Source organism: Snodgrassella alvi (assembly GCF_002777425.1).
Taxonomy (GTDB): domain Bacteria; phylum Pseudomonadota; class Gammaproteobacteria; order Burkholderiales; family Neisseriaceae; genus Snodgrassella; species Snodgrassella alvi_B.
Genome location: NZ_MDVC01000077.1, coordinates 1 through 4,364 on the forward strand (window position 1 = coordinate 1; position 4,364 = coordinate 4,364).

Annotated in this window: 8 protein-coding genes; 6 read left to right on the forward strand and 2 right to left on the reverse strand. The window is 37.3% G+C overall.

The genetic code is table 11. From position 1 onward, the window contains the following. Both BGI33_RS07325 and BGI33_RS07330 read left to right on the forward strand, forming a co-directional pair. On the forward strand, window positions 1–396 hold a 396-nt coding region (locus BGI33_RS07325), incomplete at its 5' end, for a DNA/RNA non-specific endonuclease (RefSeq protein ID WP_180298972.1). Window positions 397–405: 9 nt separating this feature from the next. Beyond that, window positions 406–813: an NTF2 fold immunity protein gene (locus tag BGI33_RS07330; RefSeq protein ID WP_100089913.1), complete on the forward strand. Its 408-nt coding sequence runs from the start codon at window positions 406–408 to the stop codon at window positions 811–813. Window positions 814–1,075: 262 nt separating this feature from the next. Here BGI33_RS07330 and BGI33_RS13445 read toward each other — a convergent pair whose 3' ends face one another. Then, complete coding sequence (locus tag BGI33_RS13445) at window positions 1,076–1,375, reverse strand: hypothetical protein (protein WP_218965161.1); 300 nt, start codon at window positions 1,373–1,375, stop codon at window positions 1,076–1,078. 39 nt (window positions 1,376–1,414) lie between these two features. Here BGI33_RS13445 and BGI33_RS07335 point away from each other — a divergent pair, with 39 nt between their 5' ends. After that, window positions 1,415–2,233, forward strand: coding sequence for an RHS repeat domain-containing protein (locus tag BGI33_RS07335; RefSeq protein ID WP_218965162.1), 819 nt, complete (start codon window positions 1,415–1,417; stop codon window positions 2,231–2,233). Further along, complete coding sequence (locus BGI33_RS07340; RefSeq protein WP_100090599.1) at window positions 2,226–2,732, forward strand: hypothetical protein; 507 nt, start codon at window positions 2,226–2,228, stop codon at window positions 2,730–2,732. The genes BGI33_RS07335 and BGI33_RS07340 overlap by 8 nt, the downstream gene beginning before the upstream one ends. A gap of 298 nt (window positions 2,733–3,030) precedes the next feature. Here the strand turns inward: BGI33_RS07340 and BGI33_RS13150 are convergent, their stop codons facing one another. Then, the gene (locus BGI33_RS13150) at window positions 3,031–3,225 is read right to left on the reverse strand and encodes a hypothetical protein (protein WP_180296970.1); all 195 of its coding nucleotides are present in this window, start codon (window positions 3,223–3,225) and stop codon (window positions 3,031–3,033) included. 39 nt (window positions 3,226–3,264) lie between these two features. Here BGI33_RS13150 and BGI33_RS14000 point away from each other — a divergent pair, with 39 nt between their 5' ends. Next, a complete protein-coding gene (locus BGI33_RS14000) occupies window positions 3,265–4,065 on the forward strand; it encodes an RHS repeat domain-containing protein (protein WP_180296969.1) in 801 nt (266 codons plus the stop codon). Continuing rightward, on the forward strand, window positions 4,062–4,364 hold a 303-nt coding region (locus BGI33_RS07350), incomplete at its 3' end, for a hypothetical protein (RefSeq protein WP_100090601.1). The genes BGI33_RS14000 and BGI33_RS07350, both read left to right, overlap by 4 nt.

A 4,364-nucleotide genomic window follows, 5' to 3' on the forward strand; every position in this document is an offset into this window, starting at 1 on the left:
TGTGAAGTAAAAGTTAAACGAGGAGCACAGGGTCAACCTCTTTCAGCAAAAGCGACAGTTTCAAGAGCTGATATAGGCTCAGGCACAGCAACTAATCCTTCTTCAAGAGCATTTGCCAGAAGATTAGGTAACGCAGATGATGATGCGGGACATATTTTAGCGAAAATATTAGGAGGTTCAGGAGGTATAGATAATGTTTTCCCTCAGTTAAAAGGAATAAATCGTGGTCAATATCGAGCTTTTGAAAAAATAATTAAACAGTATATTCAAGAGCATGGAACCGTGGATATTAAATGGAATTTTATTTATGGCAAAGGAGGCACAAGACCAACCGTAATAGAATACTCAGTTTTTCAAAATGGGAAGAATGTGTTAAATAATATTTTTAAAAATTAGGTAAACTAAATGGATATTGAAATTGCGAAAAATATATTAAAAGAATTTATTATTGCGATGAATCATTGGGAAATACTTTGCTATCCAAAATTAAAAAGTGATTCTTCAGAAGAAGCTTATTTACAAATGACTAAAGATTTGAATTTTATATTTAATAAATTTTGTACAAAAAAAGAGCGAAAATATGGTCGACAAGCTGCATTATCTTGTGGAAACCCACCAGAGTACTCACCAGATGAAGAGATACTAAAAATAGAAGAACTCAAAGGTAATAAAGTAGTTATTTACACTCAACAACAAAATCGTGCAAAAAGTCAATTTCGTTATACCTTGCATTACAAAAAACATGAGTGGCGTATTGATAAAAAAGAGGTATATGATAAGTTTGATAATAATTGGGACAAATATCCATTGTAATAATTACTAGAATTCTAGCGTAAATACGATTAAATGTCTGGAAAAAGCAAGATAATAACTAAGCATCAGATATATCAATCATTGTTTTAATTTAAATAATCTAATTATGATTGATTAAATATATTTTTAAAAATCCAATGTAAGGAATTATTTTGTATTTATTTAGGAGTATGACTTAGATAAAACAGAAGGTATTATGGGTCTAGGAATGACTCAAGGGTAGATGCTTTTAACGAATAAGAGCCAGTCAAACTTGAATTAATTAGGAGTGTACTAGTAAAAAAATACCTGGACAGGCAAACGCAGAGAAGAATACAGCAACCACAACCTGATTCACTGTAACCAGCTCCTGCATTTCAGAGGGCACCACTACCGCTATGACGAGCACGGCCGAACCCAGACCAAACAGACCATCGGCGCAACCCAGCACTACCACTACGACGCCGAACACCGCCTGAGCGAAGTACGCATTGAGCAAACAGGCCGCAGCCAGCGTTATGGGTATGTTTACGACGCCCTTGGCCGGCGTATTGAAAAGCATCAGATAGACCGCGAGGGCCAACCCTACAACCGTACCCGCTTCCTGTGGGACGGCTTAAGAATGATTCAGGAAACCGGCCCAAATCACCCTACCAGCCTGTATATCTACACTGACCAGAATAGCTACGAACCACTGGCGCGGATAGACACAGACGGCAACCAAGAACAACATATCCGCTACTTCCACACCGACCTGAATGGCTGCCCGGAAGAACTGACCGATGCAAACGGTGCAATACTGTGGGAATGTAGCTTTCAGTTATGGGGAAAGCGGATTCATGAAATCGAACACGAATCAATAGAGCAAAACCTCAGATATCAGGGACAATATTTAGACAGAGAAACCGGCTTACATTACAATACTTTCAGGTATTATGATCCAGATATAGGTAGATTTACCCAGCCAGACCCGATTGGGTTGCTGGGTGGGTTTAATCTGTATCAGTATGCGCCTAATGGGTTGACTTGGGTCGATCCGTGGGGGTTGATGCCATGGAACTGGAATCCTAATGGAATGGGACACCATCTAATTCCACGGAACAAGGCTAACAGCATTGGTCTGACTGAGCTTGGAACTAAGAGAAATACACCAACATTTTTTCCTGATCCTTATAGCCCGGGAATGCATGAAGAGCTGCATAGAGCAATTAAAGGTGATATAGGCAAAATTCAAGGACCATGGACAGGAACGGCAGATGACTTATTCCATGCAACAAGTCGTAATTTAGATTCTGTTTCCTATATAAAAGGTGATTTAAAAATTCCTTCAACGGGTGAAGTTTTAGCAAGAAATGTAACTCCCAAAGAAGCTCATGCAAAATTATTTAAATGGTTTAATAATAAACAAGCGCGTAAAATTTCAGGAGGTAAATGTGGTTAAGACAATAAACGTTGATGTTGATTTTAACGGGATAATTATTTTCGACTATCCAGGGATACTTGCCCCCTTTGGAGGGAAAATAGATAATGGAGAAAATATTCTCAAGGAATTTACTACAACAGACAAAGGAGATTCTGTGCTTGATGGAGGAATTGCCTTACCTATCATGGGCATTGATGATGGTGGCTATGTTGTTCGTTTGTTTTTAAATGAAACTCCTTGTAATGAGAATAGATCCATTATATTCAGTGATAAATATTTTTATCTTAATGTTACCGGGGATTTATATATTGCTGACATGTCAGTTTTTTGGGAATGGGAAGAGTATACTGGTTGGAATAATGCTGATATTCCTAAAGGAATATATAAAGTCTGTCTGGAGGGCGTAATTTTAAAAAAAGATGGTGATATTTTTTATTGCTATGATTTGATCTTAGAAAAAACAAGTAAACTTGGTAGAAGAGAAGTTGAACCACGCTCAGATTCCAGACTTTATTAAACAAAATTTGAGTAAAATATTTTTAAGAGATGTTGTAAAGAAAAATAGGGTAGGGTAATTAATGATCTCATTTTAGATCTTGTTTATTTTGTAGCTACAACTAATAATGAGTTCTGTTACCTATTTATAAAATAAATTGATTCATTAAAATTTTTCAATTTCTAAGCAGCATAATTCATTTTATTAATGCTTGTTATATTGCTAAATGATTGAGTCATCAGTCGAGAAAATTTTGCGTTTCTTTATGGCGTAGCATATTACACTTATTTAAGTGACTATATAGCATTTATGAAATAAATTATTTTACTAATTTCCTTATGAGAAAGCAAAGAATAAACAGACCATAGGCAGCATCCAGCACTAACACTACGACGCCGAACATCGCCTGAGCAAAGTACGCATCGAACAAACAGGCCGCAGCCAGCGTTACGGCTACGTCTACGATGCTCTTGGCCGGCGTATCGAAAAACATCAGATAGACCGCGAAGGCCAACCCTACAACCGTACCCGCTTCCTGTGGGACGGCTTAAGAATGATTCAGGAAACCGGCCCGAATCACCTCACCAGCCTGTATATCTATACCGACCAGAACAGCTACGAACCATTGGCGCGGATAGACACAGACGGCAACCAAGAACAACATATCCGCTACTTCCACACTGACCTGAATTGCTGCCCAGAAGAACTAACCGATGCAAACGGTAAAATACTTTGGGAATGCAGCTTTCAGTTATGGGGTAAACGGATTCATGAAATCGAACATGAATCAGTAGAGCAAAACCTCAGATATCAGGGACAATATTTAGACAGGGAAACCGGCTTACATTACAATACTTTCAGGTATTATGATCCGGATATAGGTAGATTTACTCAGCCAGACCCGATTGGTTTAGCTGGCGGATTGAATCTATATCAGTATGCGCCTAATGGGTTGACTTGGATTGATCCGTGGGGCCTGAGTAAAAAATGCATGGGTGTAAAATCATCAGGGCATCATGTGCCTGCTGTTCGTAAATCCAAAGGCCGTACATTTGAAGTTTCCCGATCTGATAAGACTCGACCTACTTTATTCCCTAAGGGGAAAAATCCTGAGCATGATCACTGGCGCTTACATAATGCAGAAAGAGAGATTATTGGACCACGACAAGGCGATTTTATAGGTTCAGATAAACAACTGTTTGATGCATATCGTAAAGCATATTCAGGCTTAGATGACATCAAAGTAGATGTCAAATCACCAAATGGGACTTATAATTTAGGCACTAATGTAACACCATCTAAAGCTGTCGACTTAATGGAAAGTTGGCTTAAAGAACAAGGACTAATGAAATGAATAACAAAAATCTTATCGAAATTGATGATTATTTATCTGTTCTAACAAATTTCGATTTTTTAAAATTATTAGACGTAGATAATGCATTGGATCTAAGAGATGAACCTAAATTTGATAACCAGTGGATGAGTGTCTTTAATTCTTTGAAAATGTATAGTTTTAAAATGGATGAAATTAAATTTATTGATATGTTACGAGAAAAGGCTTTTAAACAATCTTTTAAAATAATTAATAATTCTGAAATATCTTCCCGAATTTCTGACGATATTGAGATAATAGCTAAGAGTTTTATTGCTAGG

Excerpts from the sequence above, each read along its gene's own strand:
- BGI33_RS07330 (WP_100089913.1), top strand. The coding sequence starts at position 406 with ATGGATATTGAAATTGCGAAAAATATATTAAAAGAATTTATTATTGCG.
- BGI33_RS14000 (WP_180296969.1), top strand. The coding sequence starts at position 3,265 with ATGATTCAGGAAACCGGCCCGAATCACCTCACCAGCCTGTATATCTAT.
- BGI33_RS07335 (WP_218965162.1), top strand. The coding sequence starts at position 1,415 with ATGATTCAGGAAACCGGCCCAAATCACCCTACCAGCCTGTATATCTAC.